Source organism: Streptomyces sp. NPDC018045 (assembly GCF_044327445.1).
In the GTDB taxonomy this organism is placed as follows: Bacteria; Actinomycetota; Actinomycetes; order Streptomycetales; family Streptomycetaceae; genus Streptomyces.
Window position 1 is genome coordinate 169,538 of record NZ_JBIRFL010000003.1, and the last position, 21,558, is coordinate 191,095.

Below are 21,558 nucleotides of genomic sequence, written 5' to 3' on the forward strand. Positions count from 1 at the left end.
GCGAGACGTAGCCCGGGATGAAGGGTCAGGTGCGAACCTGACCCTTCATCCCGGTTATGAAGGCGGCCCAGGCGGCGTGGGTGAATATGAGCACCGGGCCGCCCGGATCCTTGCTGTCCCGTACGGGGAGGACGCCGGGGAAGCCGTCGGCGACCTCGACGCAGGTGTGGTCGCCGCCATTGCTGTAACTGCTCTTCCGCCACAGGACACCGTGCATGTCACGACTGGTGTTCATGGGGTACTGGCCTCCATCACCTGTTGGATGAACGCGACCGAATCGGTCAGCGAGAGGGACATGTCCCGCAATCGATCGTAGGACAGCCTGAGTTGGGCCACCTCGTCCGCGTCATCGATCAAATCGCCCGACCTGTTGCCCTCGAGGTAGGCGACAGCGCTCCCATCGCCCATCCACAGCAGCGTCAGCGAGCCTCCCATCAGGTCATGACCACCTGCGCTGAATGGCAGCACCTGAACAGCGATATTCGGCGCTTCCGCCGCGATCAGGATATGACTGAGCTGCCCATGCCAGACTTCGGGACTTCCCATGGACCGTCGGAGCGCAGCCTCGTCGAGAATGACGCGTACGCTCGGCGGCGGGGTCCTTTTCAGCAGTTCTTGCCTGCCCATCCGGGCAACGACACGGTCTTCCACCAGGGCCGGGCTGATCGGCGTCGGTGACGACGACAGCACCGCGCGAGCGTAATCCTCGGTCTGGAGCAGCCCGGGGATGGCCATCATGTACTTGTGCATGACGGTGGCCTTCTCCTCGTACTCCATGAACCGTCGGAACCGGTCGAGGAAGGCACTGCGGCGCGCCAGCGTCCAGAGCCCGACCAGGAGTTTCCCCGTGCCATAAATGCGGTCCAACGCCACCATGACGTCCCGCCTCGACAGGCGCTCGCCGTTCTCCAGCCGGTTCAAGTACGTACGGTCGTACTTGGCCTCATCGGCCAGCTCGCTCAGCGACCTCCCGGACACCTCCCGCAGGCGGCGCAGTTCACGGGCGAGCACTTCGCGTGCCGACTCCTCCTCTTCCAGATCACGCGCGTCCACCTCGGCCCAACTCCCTCGTTGTCGTGCCCAGGCGGCAACGATGTCCCGCTACCGCCGCCCTTCTCAGAGCGTAACGATGGCTGCACGCAAGGTGTTTGCGTATTTCGGCGACCACTCAAAGGCAAAAGCACATGGCTACGTCCGATCACACCCGAACCACACATACGATCAAAAACGCCGAGGAAGCGCGCGACGAACTCCGTACCGCGCTCACCGCCGTCGGCGTCAAACTCCCCACCCTCAGCCTGGACGCCGCGTCCCTGAGCGGCGACATCGCCCGGCCGCTCGTCACCCTCGGCCGCTGCACCCCCGAAGTGGCCCGCCACCTCGCCGCCGTACTCCGGACGTGTGCAACGTGACCGACGAGCGCCCCCGGCCCCCGAAGCCCGCTCCACCCCCGGACGACGCCGAACGCCGCAAAGCACTGACGGAACGCGTCAGGGAGGCCAACCGGTGGAGCACGTCATGGCCCCGGTGAAGCGCGCTTCTCGCGGGCCCGGCAGGGCCACCGCGGAACCGGAGGCGGCAATCCGCGTCCCGGAGTTGATCACGCACGTAACCGGCCTGCGCGAACCTCGTCTCATCGGGCCGATATGAACCGCGAGGGCGGTCAGCGGAGGCGTCGGGCGAGGCCCGGGGCTCGTGGCGTGATCACGCGAAGCGGTCGCACACCCACGCCATCGCCTCCGCCGGGGACTCGGCGGTCGGCACGTCCTGTGGGGTTTCCGGGCGCCGTACGACCACCACCGGCACCCCTGCCTCCCGCGCTGCCGTCAGTTTGGGGGCCGTCGCTGCCGCGCCGCTGTCCTTTGTCACCAGGACGTCGATGCGGTGGTCCCGGAGCAGGGCGCGTTCGCCTTCGAGGGTGAAGGGGCCCCGGTCGAGGAGGGCCTCCATCCGGGGCGGGAAGGGGGGGTCGGGGGCGTCCACGGAGCGGACGAGGAACCAGAGGTCGGTGAGGTGGGCGAAGGCGGCGAGGCCCATGCGGCCGGTGGTGAGGAAGACACGGTGGCCGAGGGTGGGGAGAGCGGCAGCGGCTTCGGACAGGGAGGCGACCGGGTGCCAGGTGTCGCCCGGCTCCGGGACCCAGCCGGGCCTGCGGAGGGCGAGCAGGGGAACATGGGCCGTGGCGGCCGCCTGTGCCGCGTTGAAACTGATCGTGCCGGCGAAGGGATGGGTGGCGTCGATGAGCGCGTCCACCGCGTGCTCGCGCAGCCAGTGTGCGAGGCCGTCCGGGCCTCCGAACCCGCCGATGCGGACCTCGCCGGCCGGGAGCCGGGGCGCGGCCACACGGCCGGCCAGGGATGTGGTGACACGCAGGCCGGGCAGCCGGTCCGCGAGGCCGGCGGCCAGCCGGCGGGCCTCGGTCGTACCGCCGAGGATCAGGACGTGCGGGCGGCGGACGGGGCCGTCGGGGTCGGTCATGGCGGGCGGTCTTCTCCATGGCTGAGGCGGTTCCGGAGAGGAACGGTACGGGAGGCGGCGCCGACGGGCGTACGGCCGGTACGGGAAGTGATGCCGGAAGCGGCGCCGGAAGTGGTGCCGGCGGGCGTGCCGCGCAGCTCGCGCATACCGGGCTGCGGCACGGGTGGACGACCGGTGCCTGTGCCACCGCGGCGACCACGGCCGCGTACACGGCGCTGCTGACCGGGGATTTCCCGGACCCGGTGACCATCACGCTGCCGAAGGGGCAGACGCCTGCTTTCGCGCTGGCCGCCGAGGAGCTGCCCGGGGACCGTTCGGCGGCCATGGCGGCCGTCGTCAAGGATGCGGGAGACGATCCGGACGTCACGCACGGGGCGCTGGTCCGGGCCACCGTGCGGCGGCTTCCGGCCGGTAGCGGGGTGGTCTTCAAGGCCGGGCCCGGCGTCGGTACGGTCACCCGGCCGGGGCTGCCGCTGGACGTCGGGGAGCCGGCCGTCAACCCGGTGCCCCGGCAGATGATGCGGGAGCACGTCGCCGAGGTCGCGGCGCGGCACGGGGGCAGCGGGGACGTCGAGATCGAGCTGTCGGTCGATCACGGGGAGGAGATCGCGCGCAGTACGTGGAATCCGCGGCTGGGGATTCTCGGCGGGCTGTCGGTCCTGGGGACGACCGGGATCGTGGTGCCGTACTCGTGTTCGGCGTGGATCGACTCGATTCGGCGTGGTGTGGATGTGGCGCGTGCGGCGGGGCGTACGCATGTGGCCGGGTGCACCGGCTCGACCTCGGAGAAGGTCGTGGTCGCCGAGCACGACCTCCCGGAGGACGCGCTGCTGGACATGGGCGACTTCGCGGGCGCGGTGCTGAAGTACGTACGGCGGCATCCCGTACCCCGGCTGACGGTCTGTGGCGGCTTCGCGAAGCTGTCCAAGCTGGCGGCGGGCCACCTGGACCTGCACTCGGCGCGTTCGCAGGTGGACAAGGGGTTCCTGGCGGAGCTGGCCCGGCAGGGCGGCGCGGACGAGGCGCTGGCGGCCGAGGTGGCGGAGGCCAATACGGGGCTGGCCGCCCTCCAGTTGTGCGCGGCGCGCGGCGTGCCGCTCGGTGACCTGGTCGCCGCGACGGCCCGCGACGAGGCCCTGGCGGTCCTGCGCGGCGCGCCCGTCGCGGTCGACGTGATCTGCATCGACCGGGCGGGGAACGTGGTGGGACGGGCGGAGCCACGCGGACCGCGGGGCTGAGCGGCGGACCGCGGGGCTGAGCGGCGGGCCGTGAGGCTGAGCGGGCCGGGACGCCCTCCGCGTCGTCGCCTGCGAAGAGAGCCGACTGGACATCGACGACGATCAGGGCCTCGACGGGCCGCGCGCGCTCTCGCTCATCCGGCTGCCCTTGCCGCTCCGCCCACGGGCCATCGACCGGTTGTTCAGCCCTGCTCCCGGGCGGCGCCGCCGTCCGCGGGGCCACCGTCCGAGCAGCCCCGCTCCCGCTCCGTCGAGTACAGGTGGCTGTCGCGGAACTGCGAGGCGCCCAGCGTGCGGCCCACCATGATGACCGCCGTACGGACCACGCCCGCCGCCTTCACCTGGTCCGCGATGTCGGCGAGCGTGCCGCGCAGCACGAGTTCGTCGGCGCGGGAGGCCATCGCGACGACCGCGGCGGGGCAGTCGGCGCCGTAGTGCGGCAGGAGTTCGCCGACGACCCGGTCCACGTAGCGGGCCGCGAGGTGCAGGACCAGGAGGGCGCGGCCGCGGCCCAGGGTCGCCAGGTCCTCCCCCTCGGGCATGGGGGTGGCCTGCTGGGCGACGCGGGTGAGGATGACGGTCTGACCGACGGTGGGGACGGTCAGCTCGCGCTTGAGGGCGGCCGCCGCGGCGGCGAACGCCGGGACGCCGGGGACGACCTCGTACGGCACGCCCGCCGCGTCCAGACGGCGCATCTGCTCGGCCACGGCGCTGAAGACGGACGGGTCGCCGGAGTGCAGCCGGGCGACGTCCTGGCCGGCCTCGTGGGCACGGATCAGCTCGGCGGTGATCTGGTCGAGGTCGAGGTCGGCGGTGTCGACCAGGCGGGCGCCGGGCGGGCAGTCGTCGAGCAGTTCGCGCGGCACCAGGCTGCCCGCGTACAGGCAGACCTCGCAGCGGGCCAGCAGACGGGCGCCGCGCAGCGTGATCAGGTCGGCGGCGCCGGGCCCGGCGCCGATGAAGTGGACGGTCACTGTGCGTCTCCAGGGGCAGTGGGGGCAGCAGGGGTGTGGGGGGTGGCGGCCGGTCCCGGCGACGCCGACGCGGCTTCCGCCGACGCCGCTTCCGCCGACGCGGCTTCCGTCGACGCGGCTTCCGTCGACACCGCCGGGCCCTCCGCCGCCAGGCCCTTCGTCACCGACCACTGCGTGACCGGCATGGCCTGCCGCCAGCCGGTGAAGCCGCCCACCGGTACGGCGTGCGCGACGGCGAGCCGTACGAGGTCGCCGCCGTACCGCCGGTACCAGTCGGCGAGCAGCGCCTCGGACTCCAAGGTGACGGTGTTGGCGACCAGCCGGCCGCCCGGCGGCAGCGCCGCCCAGCACGCCTCCAGGAGGCCGGGCGCGGTCAGGCCGCCGCCGATGAACACGGCGTCGGGCGCCGGGAGTCCGGCGAGCGCCTCGGGCGCGCGGCCGGTGACGACGCGCAGTGCCGGTACGCCGAGCGCGTCCGCGTTGCGGGTGATGCGCCCGGCCCGTACGGCGTCCCGCTCGACGGCGACGGCGCGGCAGGCGCGGTGCGTCCGCATCCACTCGATGCCGATGGAGCCGGAGCCGCCGCCGACGTCCCACAGCAGTTCGCCGGGCGCGGGGGCCAGCGCGGCGAGCGTGGCGGCGCGTACGTGGCGTTTGGTGAGCTGGCCGTCGTGCTCGTACGCGTCGTCCGGCAGGCCGGGGGCGGCGGAGAGCCGGAGGGTGTCCGGGGCGCGGACGCAGTCCAGGGCGATGACGTTGAGCGGGTCGATGGCGTGGAGCGGGTCGGCGCCATCGGTGGCGGGCGAGGGCGGCCAGCCGGCGGCCGTGCTCTCGGACTGTCGCTCGCGCGGCCCGCCGAGCTGCTCCAGTACGCGTATCCGGGTCGGCCCGAATCCGCGCTCGCGCAGCAGTCCGGCGACCTGGGCGGGGGTTTCGGCGCCCGCGGAGAGGACGAGGAGGCGGCGGCCGTCGTGCAGCGCGCCCGCCAGGCCCGCGAGGGGCCGTCCGACGAGGGTGATCACCTCGGTGTCCTCGACGGGCCAGCCGAGCCGGGCGCACGCATACGACACGGAGGACGGGTGCGGCAGCACGCGCGGCGGCGCGGCGCCCGCCTCGGCGAGCACCTCGGCCAGCGTCCGCCCGATGCCGTGGAACATCGGGTCGCCGCTGGCCAGGACGCACACCTCGCGCCCGGCGTGCGCGGCGAGCAGCCCCGGTACGGCGGGCCGCAGCGGCGACGGCCACGGGACCCGCTCACCGGCGCACCCGGCGGGCAGCAGGGCGAGCTGCCGCGCGCCGCCCACGAGCGTCCCGGCGCGGCGCAACGCCTCCTGGGAGGCGGCCGGCAGCCCGTCCCAGCCGTCGGCGCCGATGCCGACGACGGTGACGCGGGCGGGGGTACGCGGCGGGGGCGCTGCGGGCGGGGCGGGGCTCACTGCCGGTTACCTCATGGCTTCGGTTCGGTCGCCGTACGGGGGTGGTACGGCGGGGCCGGTGGACGCGGAAAGTCAACCGGGTGCAGACACCCGGTCGGCGCGTTTCCAGAGTAAGAGGCGGCCCTCCGCCGCCTCACCGGCGGGCTCTGGCGGCCGGATCCGCCGGTATCGGCACAAGCCCTCCCGATTTCGTTTCGTGGCCGCATAATTGGCTACTCCTAGTAATCGTGGTTTCACCGAACGATGCTCTTCGGTGGAGCGCGACATGGGCACCGAGGGAAGGCGCTGCGATCATGGACACAGTGGAACGCGCGACGGCGGACGGACAGGTCAAGGACGCGGAGGCGGCCCGCGACGAGCTTCAGGCCGCGCTGGCCGGAGTGGGGATCACCCTGCCGTCGCTGGGACTGGACGGCCCGTCACTGGCGGCGGACGCACCCCGCCCGCTGGTGGAACTGGGCCGCTGCGCCCCGGACGTGGCACGGCGCCTGGCGGCCGCACTGCGGTGTACGCCCCGGGACCGGTGACGCCGCGGCGGGCGGCCCGGGGGCGGACCGGGCCGCCGCGCGGCTCAGCGAGCGCACCGCTGTGACCTGCGACGACGCGCCGTTGCGTGGTAATGACAACGGTCACCGCTGCAGCCTTTGGATCTAGCGGAGAAGTGCGGTTTGCTTCCTTGCGCACGTCCTTTCGGACGCCCCAGGGAGGAGCGCGTTCCATGACCGAGCACGCCCACGCCGCCAGCCGCACCACCGCCGACACGGCCACCGACAACGGACACCCGCCCGCCGCGCACGGACCGGACCCCGATCACGCACGCGAACCAGGGGACGGAGAAGGGGGCGGAGACGGCGCCGGGCCCGGAAACGGTCACGGGCGCGGCCACCGCCACCGGGACAGCCCCGGCCACGACCACGGGCACGCGCACGGCCACGGGCACGGGCACTCGCACTCCCACGCCGTCTCCCCCGACGCCGACCGCCGCTGGCTGCGGGCCGCGCTGACGCTGATCACCGCGTTCATGGCCGTGGAGGTGGTGATCGGTTTCCTGGCGAGCTCCCTGGCGCTGATCTCCGACGCGGCCCACATGCTCACCGACGCCGCCTCGATCGTGCTGGCCCTGGTCGCGATGCGGCTGGCCGCGCGGCCCGCGCGCGGTGGTTACACGTACGGTCTCAAGCGCGCCGAGATCCTCTCCGCACAGGCCAACGGCATCACGCTGCTCGTGCTGTCCCTCTGGCTCGGGTACGAGGCGATCACCCGCCTGGTGTCACCGCCCGAGGTGACCGGCGGCCTGGTGCTGGTCACCGCGCTCGCCGGGGTCGTCGTCAACATCGCGGCCGCCTGGTGCATCTCCCGGGCCAACCGCAGCAGCCTGAACGTCGAGGGCGCCTACCAGCACATCCTGACCGACCTGTTCGGCTTCATCGCCACCGCCGTCGCCGGTGCGGTCGTGCTGACCACCGGCTTCGCGCGGGCCGACGCCATCGCCTCGCTCGTCGTGGTCGTCCTGATGCTGCGGGCCGGCACCGGTCTGGTCCGCGAGTCCGGGCGGATCTTCATGGAGGCCGCGCCGAGCGGGGTGGACCCGGACGCGCTGGGGGACCACCTCGTCGAGGCGGACCAGGTGGTGGAGGTCCACGACCTGCACATCTGGGAGATCACGTCCGGCGAACCGGCCCTGTCCGCGCACATCCTGGTCGCGCCGGGCGGCGACTGCCACGCCGTACGCCGCAGCCTGCACGAGCTGCTGAGCCTGAAGTACGGCATCACCCACGCCACCCTCCAGGTCGACCACGTGGGCGGGCAGCCCCGGCCCGGCGAGGTGCTGCACATAGCGGCCGGGCCGGACGCCACGGCGCCGGCGCCCCCGCACTGCGCGGACACCCACGGGCCGGTCCACCGGCCGGGGCCGCACGATCACTGAGATCCACTCTCCCGGCCCGCTCGGCCGTGCTCGCCAAGTTCGGCCGTGCCCGAAGGATCCGGCCGCGCTCAGAAAGTGATGACCGTCTTGCCCTGCGCATGCCCCGTACGGCTGGTCTCCAGCGCCTCCGGGGCCTCCCCCAGGGTGGTCTCGGCGCCGACGATGACGGTCAGCCGACCCGCGTCGAGCTGCCCGGCGAGGATTTCCAGCAGTTGCGGCGAGGGCCGGTTCTGGAAGTTGAAACCGCGCAGGTTGTGCTCGGTCAGGGCATCCGCGTCGGCGGCTCCGACGGTGGAGACGGCCGTCCCGCCGTCCCGTACGGTCCGGGTCATCTCGCCGAACGCGGCCGGGCCGCTGACCAGGTCGAGCAGCACGTCCACGCCGTCCGGGTGGGCCGCCAGCACCTGGTCGGCCACCGGGCCCAGCGTGTGGTCCACCATCTCGGCGGCGCCCAGATCGGCCATCAGGTCCGTCAGGCCGGGCCGCGCGGTGACGATCACCTCCGCGCCCCGCCCGGCCGCGAGCTGGGTGGCGAAGGTGCCGACGCCGCCGGTCCCGCCGACGATCAGGACCCGCTTGCCCTCGCTGATCCGGGTCTCCTCCACCAGGTTGTACGCCGTCGTCCCGGCCGTGGGGACGGCGGCGGACGTCGCGTAGGTGACGTTGCGGGCCGCGCCGGCCAGCGCCTTCTCCTCGGCCGCCGCGAACTCGCCGTACGAACCGCCGCCCCGCGCCGGCCGCTGGAACTGGCCGAACACCGAGTCGCCCACCGTGAAGCGGCGCACGCCGGTACCGACAGCCACCACCTCGCCCGCGCCGTCCGACCCCAGGACGAGCGGGAAGGTGTGCGGCGCGGCGTCCTTGAGGAGCCCGTCGGCGATCTTCCAGTCGAGGGGGTTGACCCCGGCCGCGGACATCCGCACCAGGACCTCGCCGGGTCCGGGGTCGGGCTCCGAGAGTTCCATGAGCTGGGGCTGCTCGCCGAATGCGGTGACTGCTACGGCCTTCATCGTCGCGTTCCCTTCCGCCCGAACGATCCACCCTCCCGACCGATGGCAGGGCAAGGGCCGCCGTCAACGTGGCGCCCGTCGTAGCCCGCCTTCGGGTGAAACGACGCCAGGAGACGACAGCCCTCAGGATCGTAAGCACGCGAACCGGGCGTATCCGGCAGGACGAGGGGCGGTGCCCCGGAAGCAACTCGTACGGCCCCCCGCCGAACCGGTACGGCCGGGCGCGCGTGCGGTCCTCCGGACGGCTGCCGCCCCGCGCCCGGGCCGCGCCGCGTTTGCCCCACGGCCCGGCCGGTTACCCGTCCTCGGTATGAGCGGCAGCAGCGGCGGCGCGGACGACGCACACACCATCAAGGCGGGGCGGCGCACGGTCAGAATCAGCCGTCCCGACAAGGTCCTCTTCCCGGACGACGGGCTCACCAAGGCCGACCTGGCCGACCACTACAAGGCGGTCGCCCGACGCGCCGTACCGCACCTGCGCGACCGGCCGCTGATGTTGGAACGGCACCCCGACGGCATCGGCGGCAGGCCCCTGATGCAGAAGAACGCCCCCGACCACTTCCCCGAATGGGTACGGCGTTCCGAGCAGTCCAAGGAGGGCGGCACCGTCACCCACGTCGTGTGCGACGACCCGGCGACCCTCGTCTACCTGGCGGACCAGGCCACCGTCACCGTGCACCGCTGGCTCTCCCGCGAGCACCGCCCCGACCACCCCGACCTGATCATCTTCGATCTCGACCCGTCGGAGGGCGCGGACTTCGAGGACGTACGGTGGGCCGCCCACCGGGTCTGCGAACTGTGGGACGAACTGAGGCTGCCCGTCCGCCTGATGACCACCGGCTCGCGCGGCCTGCACGTCATCGCGCCGCTGGACGGCGGCTCCGGCTTCGACGCGGTACGCGACTTCGCGCACCTGGCCGCCGAACGGCTCGCCCGGCGCCACCCGGACCGGCTCACCACCGAGCAGCGCAAGGCCGAGCGCAAGGGCCGCATCTACCTGGACGTACAGCGCAACGCGTACGCGCAGACCGCGGTGGCGCCCTATTCCGTACGGGCCAAGCCGGGCGCGCCGGTGGCCACCCCGATCTCCCGCGCCGAGCTGGACGACCCGGAACTGACGGCCCAGCGGTGGACGGTGGCCACCCTCCCCGACCGCCTCGCCGAGGACGACCCGTGGTCCGGGCTCTCCTGGCGCGGCCGGTCGGTCCGGGCGGCGCGGGAGCGGCTGGAGGGACTGGCGGAGTAGGACGGCACACCCGGCCACGTGCCCGTTTGCCCGCATAAGGCGACCGCACCGGGCCCGCGGGCTTCAATGGATCAATGATCCGGTTCGAGTCCGTCACCAAGCGCTATCCGGACGGCACCACCGCCGTGGACGACCTGTCCTTCGAGGTCACCGAGGGCGAGCTGGTGACGCTGGTCGGGCCGTCGGGCTGCGGCAAGACCACGACGATGAAGATGGTCAACCGGCTCATCGATCCGACGAGCGGCCGCATCGTCGTCGAGGACGAGGACATCGCGACGGCCGACCCCGTACGCCTGCGCCGCCGCATCGGCTACGTCATCCAGCAGACCGGCCTCTTCCCGCACCGCACCGTCCTCGACAACACCGCCACCGTGCCGCTCCTGACCGGCTGGCCGCGCAAGAAGGCCAGGGACCGCGCTGCCGAACTCCTGGAGCTGGTGGGCCTGGACCCCGCCGTCCACGGGCCGCGCTACCCGGACCAGCTCTCCGGCGGCGAACGGCAGCGCGTCGGTGTGGCCCGCGCGCTGGCCGCCGACCCGCCCGTGCTGCTGATGGACGAGCCGTTCGGCGCGGTCGACCCGGTCGTCCGCGACCGGCTCCAGCAGGAGTTCCTGCGGCTCCAGGCGTCCCTGCACAAGACGGTGCTGCTGGTCACGCACGACATCGAGGAGGCCATCCGGCTGGGCGACCGGATCGCGGTCTACGGGCAGGGGCGCATCGAGCAGTACGACACGCCGGCGAGTGTGCTGGGCGCGCCGGCCTCCCCGTACGTCGCCGAGTTCGTCGGCAGCGACCGGGCCCTGAAGCAGCTCGCGGTCACCGGCATCGACCCCGGCGACCTGGAACACCCGCCCTTCGTCCGCCTCGGCGAACCGGCCGGCCGGGCGGCGGACCGACTGCGCGCGGAGGGCGCGCGCTGGGCCGTCGCCCTGGACGAGGAGGGCGGGCTGCACGGCTGGGTGGGCACGGAGGAGGTGTCCGACGCGCGGGGAAACGTTTCGGAGCACGCGCGCCGGATGGAGGCGTGGGTGCCGGTGAGCGGCTCGCTCAAGGACGCCTTCAGCGAGATGCTCAAGTACGACGCGGGCTGGATCGCCGTCGTGGACGGCACCCGCTTCCTGGGCGTCCTGACCCCCGTCAAGCTGCACGAGGCGCTGCGGCGCACGATCGGGTCGGACGAGCGGGGCGTACCGCGGGAGGAGACCGAGGTGGACTCGGTGCCTACGGAGTGAGGGGCGGGTGGCGGGCGGCCGGGGCGCCCGAGTGGCGGCGGGCGGCCGCGGTGGGCGAGCAGGCGGCCGCGGTGGGCGAGCGGGCGGGCAGGCGGGCGGCCGATACGGATGAGGGAGCGCGCGTTTCCGGCTACGTCCTACGCCCGCCACCGCGCACCGCCCAGCCCCGGCCCGCCCCGCTGGAGCAACCCCTTCTTCCGCAGGTAGTCCCGCGCCACGTCCTCCGGGAGCCGCCGCCAGCGGTCCACCCGCAGGTTCAGCTCCGCCAGGTCCTCCGTCGTCAGGACGGAGTTGAGCTTGCCGAGGGCGGCGGCGACCCCCGCACTGCCCGCGCGGGCCCGGTTGACCACCGGGACGACGTAATCCGCGTTCTGGAGCTTCTTGTCGTCCTCCAGGAAGACCAGCCCGAACTCCTCGACCGTCGCGTCCGTGCTGGTCGTCAGCACCATCTGGTCCTGCCCGTTCTGCACGGCCTGCTTGGCGGGCGTGGTGCCCACCCCCTTCGGGTCGACGGCCGTGATGTCGATCCCGTACGTACGCTTCAGGCCGGGCGCGCAGAACGGCCGCCGTACGCACTCGTCGCCCGCCGCCAGCCGTACCGGCAGCTTGGCGCGCCCCAGGTCGCTGAGGGTCTTCAGACGGTGCCGCTTCGCGTACGAGGCGGCCACGGCGAACGCGTTCTGGTCGACGGCCCGGCCCGGCGGCAGCACGGTCAGGCCACGGGGCGTGGCCAGGTCGCGCAGCACCTTCATCGTCGTGTCGAGGTCCGGTGAGGCGACCGGGTCGGCGTCGGCACCCTTGGTCTTGGCGTTCAGCCAGTCGGCGAAGGTCGCCGCGTACTCGGGTACGACGTCGATCTGGCCGCTCTCCAGGGACGGCTCGTACAGCTCCCGGTTGCCGACGGTGAGGAGGTCCGTCTCGTACCCGGCCCGGTCGAGCAGCACCGCGTACATCCGGGCCAGCAGCTCGCTCTCGGTGAAGCCGGCCGAGCCGATCGAGAGGTGGTGGCTGTCGCCGGGCGCGGCGGTGACCTGACCGCGGTTCTCCAGGGAGGGGCCGGCGGCACAGCCGGCCACGACCAGCGCCACCGCGGCCGCCGGACCGGCACTCCGGCCCGTACGACGGAGCCCGGCCGCCACACCGCGCCGCCACCCGATCACCGCGCCCCGCCACCCGATCAGCACGTCCCCCGCCACACCGCGCCGCCACCCGATCACCGCGCCCTCCCCCGTGCCCATGCCGGGCCCAGCCGCTGGACCACCTCGAACACCGCCTCCATCAGCAGCGCGAACACCGCCACGACCACCGCCCCCGCGACCACCTGCGCGGTACTCGCCAGGTTGAACCCGGCGGTGATGATCCGGCCGAGCCCGCCCCCGCCGACCAGCGCGGCCAGCGTCGCCGTGGCGACGAGCTGCACCGCCGCGATCCGTACCCCGGTCAGCACCAGCGGCAGCGCCAGCGGCACCTCCACCCGCCACACCATCTGCCCGCCGGACATCCCCATCCCGCGGGCCGCCTCCACCACGCCCCGGTCCACCCCCCGCATCCCGACGTACGCGTTGGTCAGCAGCGGCGGCAGCGCGAACAGCACCAGCGCGATGAACGTCGGCCAGTCCCCGTGCCGCCCGAGCGGGGTGAGCAGGAGCAGCACCAGCACCGCGAAGGTGGGCACGGCCCGACCGACGTTGGCGAGGTTGACGGCCAGCGCGCCGCCGCGGCCCAGGTGCCCGAGCGTGACGGCGACGGGCAGCGCGATCAGGCAGGCGGCGAGCAGACAGCCGACGGTCAGCAGCAGGTGTTCCGTGAGGCGGTGCCAGATGCCGTTCTCACCGGCCCAGTTTGCGCCCGTACTGAGCCAGGCCCAGACGTTCCCGAGCGTCCTCATACGCGCCGCCACGGCGTCAGCAGCCGCTCCAGGCCGAGCAGCAGCAGGTCGAAGGCGACGGCGATGACGACGCACAGGACGGACGCCGTCAGCACCTGCGCCTTGAAGAAGGCGTTCATACCGGCGTAGATCAGATTGCCCAGCCCGCCGTGGCCGACGATCGCACCGATCGTCGTCAGCGCGACCGCGGAGACCGTGGCGATGCGCAGCCCGGCCATCGCGGCGGGCACCGCCAGCGGCAGTTCGACGGCGAGCAGTTGCCGCAGCGGCCCGTACCCCATGCCGCGGGCCGCCTCCTTCGCCTCCTCCGGCACGCCGGCCAGGCCCGCCAGGATGTTCCGTACGAGAAGAGTGAGCGAGTACAGCGCCAGCCCCACGATCACGAGGGTGGACGACAGCCCGTACAGCGGCAGCAGCAGCGAGAACATCGCCAGCGACGGAATGGTGTAGAGCACGGTGGTGACACCCAGCACCGGCCCCACCGTCCAGCGCCACCGGCGCGCGATCAGCGCCAGCGGCAGCGCGATCACCAGGCCGAGCAGCACGGAGACCACGGTCAGATGCAGGTGCTGGAGGACCGCGTCGAGGAGGATGTGGCGGCGGGTGGCCAAGTAGTCACCACAGATCCAGTCGTTGCGGGCCAGGCAGTCGTCCGGAGGGGCGGTCACTGCGTCCGGAGCGGTGGTCACTGTAGAAGTCCACCGCGGTGGGGGGCGGGTGTCCTGCCGGGCGGGCCGGACGGGTGAGGGGGCGTGGTGGGCCCGGTACCGAGGCCGAGGGGGCCGGAGCGGGAACTAGGACGAGGGCCGGGGCGGTGCCGGGGACGCTGCCGGCGTCGCCCCCGGCCCCGGCCGCTTCGGTGGTGTGTGCGCGGCCTCCACGTCCTGCGGGAACGTGAGCTGGCGGCCCTGCCACTCCAGCGCCGGCGCGACCTCCCGCCGCCACGTCGAGAACTGGTGGCTGCCGCGCGGCAGGATGATGGAGTCGACGGTCATCGGGGGTTTCGCCGCCTCGATGAACCGCAGGGTGTCGCGGTAGTTCGGCTCGCCCAGGCGGCTGCTGGCCACCAGCGCCGAGACCTGCGGTACGGGCAGGTGCTTCAGGCGCCACAGCAGGTCGTGCTCGCGTTCCCGCCGCTCGGCGCCCGTACCGCTGCCGAACAGGGCCCCGGTCGTCAGGTCGTCCTTGACGGCGTAGTCGCCGGAGAGCGAGACCGCGGAGGTGTAGACACCGGGGCTGCGCAGGGCCAGCAGCAGCGAGCACGTACCGCCGGAGGAGTAGCCGAACGCGCCCCACGCGCTGGGGTCGTGGCCCACCCGGTAGGCCGCCTTGACGGCCTCCGGCAGGTCCTGGGTGAAGAACGTCTCGGCCCGCGGCCCGCCCGGCACGTCCACGCACTCGGTGTCCCGCGGCGGCGCGATCGTCGGCCGGACCATCACCAGCACGGTCGGCTGCATCCGGCCCTCCTCGATCAGCTTTCCCGCGGTCTGCGGGATCTGGAGGTGCTGCGCGAGGTTCATGATGCCGCCCGGATAGCCGCTGATGACGACGGAGACGGGGAAGCGCTGGCGGCGGTACTGGTGCTGGAAGTACTGCGGCGGCAGATAGACGAAGGCCGGGTTGACGACGCGGGTACGGCGCCCCACGATCCGTACGGACTCCACCTTGCCGACCTCGGCGGGCGCGCCCGACGGCAGGCCGGTGACCCGGTCCAGGCCCTGCGGCCCCGCGGGCTGGACCAGCCCGCCCCGGAGACTGCCGGCATCGGCGTACCGCGGGCCGCCTCCCTTGTTCACCGCCACCGGCGCCTCGTCGGTGTTGCCCAGCAGCTCGTCCCAACTGCTGTAGAACTCGAAGCTGGAGTTCACCGCCAGGGCGAGCGAACACAGAATCGCCGTCTGGGTGACGAGGATGGACCCGATCCTGCCCAGTACGGGGAGCACACCGCGCAGGGACAGCCGCGGCCACAGCCACACCGTGAGGGCCACGCAGGCCACGGCCAGCGTGATCACCATGATTTCGAGCGACTGACTGGTCAGCCCCATGCGCCCACCTCTCCCGTCACCCGTACGAGGGCTGTCCGGTCCTCCGGACCGCCGCCAGGGTCAACGGGCGTACGGACGATGGGTCACCACACGGGCCGCGCCCATCACGGCCCCGCCGCCCTCCCCACTCCCCACCCGGACACGCCCTTCTCCTCCCTCACCCCCACGTGACGTGCACAGAAGCACTCGCGGCCCATCCGCACGCGGTCTCCCCCCAACCTCCACTCGCTCCTCACCACTCCGCACCGCACAAACATCCGCCCTCGTACCTGACGTGGCCTCACCTCACCCTCCGCCCCACCGCCTCCCCCTCCCCCTCCCCCTCCCCCTCTCTGTTCCCTCTCTCCTCCCGGCCCGCCCCTTCGCACAGCCGATCGCCGCACATACGCTCTCCTCGTACGCGCCCCACACACGTCCCTCCCACGCAAGCCACCCACACCCCCACCAGCACCCGGACCCCCACACCACCCCGAGTCACAAAACACCCAAACGGGGCGTGCCATGAGACGCGCGGGGTCCCACGATGGGACCGGCCCAGGCGGCTACCCTTACGTGTCCGGCCTGGTCAGGGACATGTCCGCGCTTCTCGGACATTCGCCGCACCCCACACACGCTAGAGAGGTTCGCCGATGGGCATTCGGAGTCTGCTGCGCAACGCTTTCGGTCGCTCCAAGGCGGCCCGCGAGGAATCGAACGAGGCGGCGAGCGGCACGCGGGCGCCGGAAACGGCGACGATCCCGGAGGCCCGCGAAGAGGCCACCCCGGAACCCACCGCCCCCCGCGACCCTGCCGTCCCCACCGCCCGCACCGCCCCCGCCGATCCCCCGGCCGCCACCCTCCCCTCCCAGAACGCACGCCCCGACACGCCGTCCTCCCCCTCAGCGGACTCGGCCTCCGACCTCGTCTCCCAGGCCTTCGACACCCAGAAGCCGACTCGCGGAGCGGAGTCGGCCGATGCGGAGGTGGGCGCGGGGGCGGGCACGGAGCCGGCCGCGGAAGCAAACGCGGAGCCGGCCGTGGAAGCGAGCGACGAGGCCGAGGCAAAGGCTGACGCGGAGGCCCCGCCGGAAGCCGAGGCGAAGACCACGGCCGAGGAGATGGAGGCCGAGGCGGAACCCAAGTCCGAGGCGACGAAGCAGAAGGCGGAGCCGGAGACCGAGGCGGAGGCCGAGGCGGGCCCCGAGGGCGAGACGGCGGAGGCGAAGCCCGAAGCGACGCCGGAGCCCGCCCCCAAGACCGAGGCAGCAGAGGAAAAGGCGGCCCCCGAGGCTGCGGCGAAGCCCGAGCCGGACACCAGGCCCGAGCCCGCCCCCGAGGCGAAGGCCGAGCCCGCCCCCGAGCCGGACACCAAGCCCGTGTCGGAGGCCAAGCCCGCTCCCATTCCCGACGCCGCACCCGACCTCACCCCCGAGGCGAAGCCCGACCCCACCCCCGAGCCGACGGCAGCGGAACCCGGAGTGGCCCCCGCCTCCCTCACCAAGGTCGAGTCCCAGGCCCCCGGCCTCGTCAGCCTCTACAAGGCGGCCCGGGTCTCGCTCGAAAAGCAGGGTCTGGCCACCCAGCGCGCGGCCGTCTACCTCGTGCTCGACCGCTCGGGCTCGATGCGCAACTACTACAAGGACGGCACGGTCCAGCACCTGGCCGAACAGGCCCTCGGCCTGTCCGCCAACCTCGACGACGACGGCTGTGTCCCGGTGGTCTTCTTCTCCACCGACGTCGACGGCACCGCCGAACTCGACCTGGCCACCTACGAAGGCCGTATCGAGGAGCTGCACGCGGGCCTCGGCCACATGGGCCGTACGAACTACCACTGGGCCATCAACGCCGTGATCGAGCACTACGAGAAGTCCGGCGCGACCGACCCCGCCTTCGTCATCTTCCAGACCGACGGCGCCCCCACCTCCAAGCCGGCCGCCGAGAAGGCCCTCTGCGAGGCCGCGAAGCTCCCCATCTTCTGGCAGTTCGTCGGCTTCGGCGACCCGGACGCCAAGGGCTTCGACTTCCTGCGCAAGCTGGACGACCTCGCCGTACCGGAGAAGCGCGTCGTCGACAACGCGGGCTTCTTCCACGCCGGCCGCGACCCCCGCTCCCTCGCCGACGCCGACCTCTACCAGCAGCTCATGGTCGAGTTCCCCGCTTGGCTCCAGGAAGCCCGCACCGCCGGCATCCTCCCCTCCTGACGCACGCCCCCACCCGGCACCCCCCACCGGCCGCGGCCGGGCCACCCGGCCCACCGCGGCCGTCGTCATGTCCCGTACGTACGCCTCGGTGGAATTCTTCCCCACCACAGCGGCCCGGCCGGTTCCCACCGGCCTCGGCTCCAAATGTCAGTGCCGGCCTCAAGGGCCGTTCGAAATTCACTTTTATCACAATGCCGCGACAGGCGAGACCTACCTCTACGACTACAAGATCAAGTTAGGAGGGTGAACGCGTAATGAAGGTGCGCTTCGAAGGCACGTCCAGTCAGGACGCCAGAGTCAACCAAGGATCCGAATCACTGAGGGTTGGCAATGAATACCTGGTCCTCGAGATTTACAGCCAGACAGACAGGGGTAATTACTTTCGCATCGAAAGTATACCGGGTGAACTTCCAGGCCTTTTTGATTCACGACTTTTCAGCGTGACGGCCCGAAACCTGCCACCGACCTGGAGGGCCTTCACTTCTGCGAGTGGGTCGCTTTCAATTTGCCCCGAACCCTGGGGCGAACCGGGATTCTGGGAAAGTCTTATGCACGGCGAGCTTTGGGCCATCGACTGCTACCGGACCGAGAAATTGAGGGTTGAGTCACTTCAGTCCTGAAAACTGCCGACGACTCACAATTCAGCACACCAGTGCTTACATTTTCCCCATCCCAGCCCCCACTCCTGTAATACGGTATGGCCGTTGACCGTTGAGCTTTGGAGAGGGACCCTCATGAGACCAGAGCCAAAGTCGGGTGCAGGGGCGGACTACGGGGCAGAGGCCCCCCCCCGGCAGTGGCCGGGCTCATTGCAATTGCGTCGGCGCAGTTGATGGTTGCGTTGGAGGCGACGATGGTTGATAAGCCCGCCGCCTCCTGCGCAGGGGAGTTGCACATGTCAGATGCCAACCGGCAACGGGTCATCGCGGCATAAACGCTCGTGTTCGGCAGGTTATTGCCGTTGGAGACATCGACAAGCCGCCCTCGGATTCGCCGACCCCCGGTAAAGCGTGCAGACGGTTCCGAGCTGCCACCGATCACACGTTTGTCCTCGATGAGGATGTAACAGTAAAAGTCGCCAGCATCAGCATCCCAGATCGCCAACTTATACTTTCGCTGAACAAGTAAAGGTGACCGAACAGCGGACACGGAACACCCGGCAAAAGGCATCTGTGAACTCGGGCACGAACAGTAGTCGGCGGACCGGGGCGCAGGTGCCCTCCCAACGAGCGCAGCGTCAGTCCTGCGCCTACGCTGGACTGACGCTGCGGCCCCTAACTAACCCGGGCGGCCGTTGACCGTCCGGTGGCGGAGGCGGGTCCTCATGAGCCAGAGCCATAGCCAGAGGGGTGCGCAGGGGCGGGTCGGGGGAGCCGAGGAGCCTGATCCCCGGCGGTGGTGGGGGCTGGTTGTTATTGCGTTGGCGCAACTGATGGTTGTGTTGGATGCGACGATTGTCAATATCGCGCTGCCTTCTGCGCAGCGGGAGTTGCATATGTCGGATGCGAACCGGCAGTGGGTCATCACGGCGTACACGCTCGCGTTCGGTGGGTTGTTGTTGCTGGGTGGGCGGATCGCTGACCTGGTGGGGCGGAAGCGGGCGTTCGTCATGGGGCTGGTGGGGTTTGCCATCGCGTCCGCGTTGGGTGGGGCGGCGTCCGGGCAGGGGTTGTTGTTCGGGGCGCGGGCGTTGCAGGGGGTGTTTGCTGCGGTGTTGGCGCCGTCCGCGTTGTCGTTGCTGACGACGACGTTCACGGACGGGAAGGAGCGGGGGAAGGCGTTCGGGATTTATGGCGCCATCGCGGGTGGTGGGTCGGCTATCGGGTTGATAGCGGGTGGGTTGTTGACCGAATACCTGGACTGGCGGTGGTGTCTGTATGTGAATGTGCCGATCGCGGTGGTGGCAATCGCCGGAGCGTGGGTGTTCTTGCAGGACCGGCGGGGGCATCGCGGGGCTCGGTTGGATGTGCCGGGTGTGGTCTTGGGGTGTGGCGGGCTGGTCGCGATTGTTTTCGGGTGCAGTGAGGCGCAGCCTCGGGGGTGGGGTGACGGGCTGGTCATCGGGATGCTGGTGGGCGGGGCCGCGTTGTTGGTGGCTTTCGCGGGGTGGCAGGCGCGGGCGCGTTCTCCCTTGCTGCCGTTGCACATCGTGCGGGACCGCAATCGTGCGGGTGCGTTTCTGACGATGGCGTTGGCGGTCATCGCCATGTTCGGGATGTTCTTGTTCATGACGTACTACTTGCAGGTGGTGCTGGGGTATTCGCCCGTGAAGACGGGCATGGCGTTTCTGCCGGTGACGGCGGCGATCGTCATCGGGTCGACACAGATATCGGCGCGATTGCTGCACCATCTGCCGCCGCGCGTACTGATGGTGCCGGGGGCGCTCTTCGCGGCGGCGGGACTGTTCTGGCTGACGACGCTGACCGCCGAGCCCGCGTACGTGTCGCATGTACTGCCGTCTGAGTTGTTGGTCGGTCTCGGTATGGGGCTGATCTTCATGCCGGTGATGGCCACGGCTACGGCGGGCGTCGCGCCGCAGGATTCGGGCGTCACGTCCGCGACCGTCAATACGGCGCAGCAGATCGGCGGTTCGATCGGGACGGCGTTGCTGAACACCATCGCCACGTCGACGAGTGCGACGTACATCGGAACTCACCTGGCCACGGCCGCGAGGGAGGCGGGCGGCCGGCTCACGCCCGCGATGCGGGAGGGCGTCGTGAAGGACGGCGTCGTGCACGGGTTCACGGTGGCGATCGGCTGGGGCGCGGGGGTCATGCTGCTGGCGGGGGTGGTCGCGGGCGTGATGGTGAACGGGAAGGCGCCGAAGCATGGGGAGGGGGGACGGGGTGGGGTTCCGTAGGGAGGGGGGCAAGGTTCCGTAGAGGTAGAGGGGGAGGAGCAGAGGTTCTGTAAGTTGCGCGGCTCAGCCCTGCGCACCCCGCGCCCCGCGCCCTGTGCCGCAGGCGCCCCCTCAGGGCCCGCCCCCACAGGCGCGCCCCAAGCGCCCCCCCCTCAGTACGCTGGCCTCGTGTTCACCCCCCAGGGCCCCACGCTCCGTGAGCTGGCCGTGCAGGCCCTCTCCTCCGTGGAGCGCGGCTATGACCTGCTGGCCCCGAAGTTCGATCACACGCCCTTCCGTACGCCCGGTCGGGTTCTCGGCGCGACGGCTGACGCCTTGCGGGGCCTCGGCCCGTCGGACGGCCGGTTCGAGGTGGGGCTCGACGTCTGCTGCGGTACCGGGGCAGGCATCGGCGTACTGCGGTCCCTGTGCCGCGAGCGGGTCGTCGGCGTCGACTTCAGCGCGGGCATGCTCGCGGAGGCGCAGGGGCACCACCAGGTGCAGGACCAGACGCAGCAGGAGCAGCACCATGCGCAGCAGGAGCACCAGACACAGCAGGTGCAGGTGCCCACGGGCGAACGGCCGGCCGACCCGGTCGTGGAGTACGTCCGCGCCGACGCCCGGGCCCTCCCCTTCGCCTCTGCCTTCGACCTCGCCGTCACCTTCGGTGCCCTCGGTCACTTCCTGCCCGCCGAGCGCGCCGCCGTCTTCGCCGGTGTGCACCGGGCGCTGCGGCCGGGTGGGATCTTCGCCTTCCCGCTCGCCGCGCCGCCGCGTCCCCGCTCCGCGCTGTACTGGGCGCTGCTCGGCTTCGACGCGGTGATGCGCGTACGGAACGCGCTGTGGCGTCCGCCGTTCGTCATGTACTACCGGACCTCGTCGCTGCGCGCCGTACGGGCGGATCTGGCCGCTGCCGGGTTCGCCGTGGAGCTCGTACCGGTGCGCGGCGCCGGTCGCCGACCCGACGGTGCCCCCGGCTGGGGGCTCGTGGTGGCCCGCCGGCGGTGATCCCCCGCCGGGGACGATCAAGGGGGTACGGGGGCGCGGAAAACCGGGCGCGGTGGC

Annotated in this window: 19 protein-coding genes; 9 read left to right on the plus strand and 10 right to left on the minus strand. The window is 71.9% G+C overall.

Annotated elements, in window-relative coordinates; translation table 11 throughout:
- Nucleotides 1-25 precede the first annotated feature (25 nt).
- Entirely contained in the window at nucleotides 26-235 is a 210-nt protein-coding gene (locus ACH4EB_RS08335) for a DUF397 domain-containing protein (RefSeq protein ID WP_398346593.1), read from the minus strand.
- Nucleotides 232-1,053, minus strand: coding sequence for a helix-turn-helix domain-containing protein (locus ACH4EB_RS08340; protein WP_398346594.1), 822 nt, complete (start codon nucleotides 1,051-1,053; stop codon nucleotides 232-234). The genes ACH4EB_RS08335 and ACH4EB_RS08340 overlap by 4 nt, the downstream gene beginning before the upstream one ends.
- Before the next feature lie 131 nt (nucleotides 1,054-1,184).
- On the opposite strand from ACH4EB_RS08340, the gene ACH4EB_RS08345 reads away from it, so the two are divergent.
- Nucleotides 1,185-1,412: a hypothetical protein gene (locus ACH4EB_RS08345; protein ID WP_398346595.1), complete on the plus strand. Its 228-nt coding sequence runs from the start codon at nucleotides 1,185-1,187 to the stop codon at nucleotides 1,410-1,412.
- 292 nt (nucleotides 1,413-1,704) lie between these two features.
- On the opposite strand, the gene ACH4EB_RS08350 is transcribed toward ACH4EB_RS08345, so the two are convergent.
- Nucleotides 1,705-2,478 carry a cobalt-precorrin-6A reductase gene (locus ACH4EB_RS08350; protein ID WP_398346596.1) on the minus strand — a complete coding sequence of 258 codons (774 nt, stop codon included), beginning with the start codon at nucleotides 2,476-2,478 and terminating at the stop codon, nucleotides 1,705-1,707.
- 17 nt (nucleotides 2,479-2,495) lie between these two features.
- Between ACH4EB_RS08350 and ACH4EB_RS08355 the strand changes: the two genes are divergently transcribed.
- Nucleotides 2,496-3,716: a cobalt-precorrin-5B (C(1))-methyltransferase gene (locus ACH4EB_RS08355; protein ID WP_398346597.1), complete on the plus strand. Its 1,221-nt coding sequence runs from the start codon at nucleotides 2,496-2,498 to the stop codon at nucleotides 3,714-3,716.
- 182 nt (nucleotides 3,717-3,898) lie between these two features.
- On the opposite strand, the gene cobM is transcribed toward ACH4EB_RS08355, so the two are convergent.
- Together cobM and cbiE are read right to left on the minus strand one after the other, a co-directional pair.
- Nucleotides 3,899-4,690, minus strand: coding sequence for a precorrin-4 C(11)-methyltransferase (gene cobM, locus ACH4EB_RS08360; RefSeq protein ID WP_398346598.1), 792 nt, complete (start codon nucleotides 4,688-4,690; stop codon nucleotides 3,899-3,901).
- Entirely contained in the window at nucleotides 4,687-6,126 is a 1,440-nt protein-coding gene (gene cbiE, locus ACH4EB_RS08365) for a precorrin-6y C5,15-methyltransferase (decarboxylating) subunit CbiE (RefSeq protein WP_398346599.1), read from the minus strand. Before cbiE ends, cobM begins: the two co-directional genes overlap by 4 nt.
- Nucleotides 6,127-6,419: 293 nt before the next feature.
- Between cbiE and ACH4EB_RS08370 the strand changes: the two genes are divergently transcribed.
- The gene (locus tag ACH4EB_RS08370) at nucleotides 6,420-6,653 is read left to right on the plus strand and encodes a hypothetical protein (RefSeq protein WP_398346601.1); all 234 of its coding nucleotides are present in this window, start codon (nucleotides 6,420-6,422) and stop codon (nucleotides 6,651-6,653) included.
- Nucleotides 6,654-6,844: 191 nt separating this feature from the next.
- Nucleotides 6,845-8,053 (plus strand): cation diffusion facilitator family transporter, encoded by a 1,209-nt coding sequence (locus ACH4EB_RS08375; RefSeq protein ID WP_398346602.1) that lies wholly within the window; start codon nucleotides 6,845-6,847, stop codon nucleotides 8,051-8,053.
- 68 nt (nucleotides 8,054-8,121) lie between these two features.
- Here the strand turns inward: ACH4EB_RS08375 and ACH4EB_RS08380 are convergent, their stop codons facing one another.
- Nucleotides 8,122-9,063: an NADP-dependent oxidoreductase gene (locus ACH4EB_RS08380; RefSeq protein ID WP_398346603.1), complete on the minus strand. Its 942-nt coding sequence runs from the start codon at nucleotides 9,061-9,063 to the stop codon at nucleotides 8,122-8,124.
- A gap of 310 nt (nucleotides 9,064-9,373) precedes the next feature.
- Between ACH4EB_RS08380 and ligD the strand changes: the two genes are divergently transcribed.
- Nucleotides 9,374-10,309 (plus strand): non-homologous end-joining DNA ligase, encoded by a 936-nt coding sequence (gene ligD / locus ACH4EB_RS08385; protein ID WP_398346604.1) that lies wholly within the window; start codon nucleotides 9,374-9,376, stop codon nucleotides 10,307-10,309.
- 74 nt (nucleotides 10,310-10,383) lie between these two features.
- Nucleotides 10,384-11,541: an ABC transporter ATP-binding protein gene (locus tag ACH4EB_RS08390; protein WP_398346605.1), complete on the plus strand. Its 1,158-nt coding sequence runs from the start codon at nucleotides 10,384-10,386 to the stop codon at nucleotides 11,539-11,541.
- Between the two features lie 137 nt (nucleotides 11,542-11,678).
- Here ACH4EB_RS08390 and ACH4EB_RS08395 read toward each other — a convergent pair whose 3' ends face one another.
- From ACH4EB_RS08395 to ACH4EB_RS08410, 4 genes are all read right to left on the minus strand, one after another.
- Nucleotides 11,679-12,629, minus strand: coding sequence for an ABC transporter substrate-binding protein (locus ACH4EB_RS08395; RefSeq protein ID WP_398347052.1), 951 nt, complete (start codon nucleotides 12,627-12,629; stop codon nucleotides 11,679-11,681).
- 125 nt (nucleotides 12,630-12,754) lie between these two features.
- A complete protein-coding gene (locus ACH4EB_RS08400; RefSeq protein ID WP_398346606.1) occupies nucleotides 12,755-13,429 on the minus strand; it encodes an ABC transporter permease in 675 nt (224 codons plus the stop codon).
- On the minus strand, nucleotides 13,426-14,097 hold the full coding sequence (locus ACH4EB_RS08405; RefSeq protein ID WP_398347053.1) for an ABC transporter permease: 672 nt from the start codon (nucleotides 14,095-14,097) through the stop codon (nucleotides 13,426-13,428). Before ACH4EB_RS08405 ends, ACH4EB_RS08400 begins: the two co-directional genes overlap by 4 nt.
- Before the next feature lie 126 nt (nucleotides 14,098-14,223).
- Nucleotides 14,224-15,474, minus strand: coding sequence for an alpha/beta hydrolase (locus tag ACH4EB_RS08410; protein WP_398346607.1), 1,251 nt, complete (start codon nucleotides 15,472-15,474; stop codon nucleotides 14,224-14,226).
- A gap of 629 nt (nucleotides 15,475-16,103) precedes the next feature.
- Between ACH4EB_RS08410 and ACH4EB_RS08415 the strand changes: the two genes are divergently transcribed.
- The 3 genes from ACH4EB_RS08415 (at nucleotide 16,104) to ACH4EB_RS08425 (ending at nucleotide 21,501) form a co-directional block, all read left to right on the plus strand.
- Nucleotides 16,104-17,654, plus strand: coding sequence for a VWA domain-containing protein (locus tag ACH4EB_RS08415; RefSeq protein ID WP_398346608.1), 1,551 nt, complete (start codon nucleotides 16,104-16,106; stop codon nucleotides 17,652-17,654).
- Nucleotides 17,655-18,978: 1,324 nt separating this feature from the next.
- Complete coding sequence (locus tag ACH4EB_RS08420; protein WP_398346609.1) at nucleotides 18,979-20,514, plus strand: MFS transporter; 1,536 nt, start codon at nucleotides 18,979-18,981, stop codon at nucleotides 20,512-20,514.
- Between the two features lie 168 nt (nucleotides 20,515-20,682).
- A complete protein-coding gene (locus ACH4EB_RS08425) occupies nucleotides 20,683-21,501 on the plus strand; it encodes a class I SAM-dependent methyltransferase (protein ID WP_398346610.1) in 819 nt (272 codons plus the stop codon).
- The last annotated feature ends 57 nt before the right edge of the window (nucleotides 21,502-21,558 follow it).

What these genes read in the sequence shown, in the direction of transcription:
- ACH4EB_RS08345 (WP_398346595.1), top strand. Translation starts at nt 1,185, where the DNA reads ATGGCTACGTCCGATCACACCCGAACCACACATACGATCAAAAACGCC.
- ACH4EB_RS08375 (WP_398346602.1), top strand. Translation starts at nt 6,845, where the DNA reads ATGACCGAGCACGCCCACGCCGCCAGCCGCACCACCGCCGACACGGCC.
- ACH4EB_RS08380 (WP_398346603.1), bottom strand. Translation starts at nt 9,063, where the DNA reads ATGAAGGCCGTAGCAGTCACCGCATTCGGCGAGCAGCCCCAGCTCATG.
- ACH4EB_RS08400 (WP_398346606.1), bottom strand. Translation starts at nt 13,429, where the DNA reads ATGAGGACGCTCGGGAACGTCTGGGCCTGGCTCAGTACGGGCGCAAAC.
- ACH4EB_RS08350 (WP_398346596.1), bottom strand. Translation starts at nt 2,478, where the DNA reads ATGACCGACCCCGACGGCCCCGTCCGCCGCCCGCACGTCCTGATCCTC.
- ACH4EB_RS08415 (WP_398346608.1), top strand. Translation starts at nt 16,104, where the DNA reads ATGGGCATTCGGAGTCTGCTGCGCAACGCTTTCGGTCGCTCCAAGGCG.
- ACH4EB_RS08390 (WP_398346605.1), top strand. Translation starts at nt 10,384, where the DNA reads ATGATCCGGTTCGAGTCCGTCACCAAGCGCTATCCGGACGGCACCACC.
- ACH4EB_RS08355 (WP_398346597.1), top strand. Translation starts at nt 2,496, where the DNA reads ATGGCTGAGGCGGTTCCGGAGAGGAACGGTACGGGAGGCGGCGCCGAC.
- ACH4EB_RS08420 (WP_398346609.1), top strand. Translation starts at nt 18,979, where the DNA reads ATGAGCCAGAGCCATAGCCAGAGGGGTGCGCAGGGGCGGGTCGGGGGA.
- ACH4EB_RS08335 (WP_398346593.1), bottom strand. Translation starts at nt 235, where the DNA reads ATGAACACCAGTCGTGACATGCACGGTGTCCTGTGGCGGAAGAGCAGT.
- ACH4EB_RS08370 (WP_398346601.1), top strand. Translation starts at nt 6,420, where the DNA reads ATGGACACAGTGGAACGCGCGACGGCGGACGGACAGGTCAAGGACGCG.
- ACH4EB_RS08410 (WP_398346607.1), bottom strand. Translation starts at nt 15,474, where the DNA reads ATGGGGCTGACCAGTCAGTCGCTCGAAATCATGGTGATCACGCTGGCC.
- ligD (WP_398346604.1), top strand. Translation starts at nt 9,374, where the DNA reads ATGAGCGGCAGCAGCGGCGGCGCGGACGACGCACACACCATCAAGGCG.